1 protein-coding gene is annotated in these 415 nt (G+C 49.4%); it reads right to left on the bottom strand.

Going from position 1 to position 415, the window contains the following annotated elements; genetic code table 11:
• A partial coding sequence (locus ACLWS4_RS37580) for an MFS transporter (RefSeq protein ID WP_416876515.1) occupies positions 1-415 on the bottom strand: 415 nt, incomplete at both ends.

The raw sequence follows: 415 nt of genomic DNA, 5'->3' as shown, positions 1-415 counted from the left end.
GGACAATGTAGCCGGATAACGTCGGGCCGATTGCCGGGGCTGTAATCATGACAAGTCCAAAGATCCCCATGGCTGTTCCGCGTTTTTCAATCGGGAAACTAACCAGCATAATATTCATGAGCAATGGCCCCATGACAGAAGATCCTGCAGCCTGGATCATCCTTCCTGTCAGCAGCAGCCCGAAGTTAGGGGCAAATGCTGCTAAAGCAGTTCCTAACGTGAAGATCGTCATGGCTGTAATAAACAATTGCCGGTTTGTGAACCGGGTCAGCAGGAAGGCGGAGGCAGGAACCAGCACGCCGCTGACCAACATATAACCTGTTGCGAGCCACTGAATAGTAGAATAATCTTTGATGTGTAAATCTGCCATAATGGAAGGCAGCGCTACATTGAGCAGCGAGTTATTGAGAAATGA

The organism is Kitasatospora sp. SC0581 (assembly GCF_048159585.1).
Classification (GTDB): Bacteria; Actinomycetota; Actinomycetes; order Streptomycetales; family Streptomycetaceae; genus Kitasatospora.
Note: the sequence above shows the minus strand (reverse complement) of the source record. Positions and strands in the feature narration are given on the sequence as shown.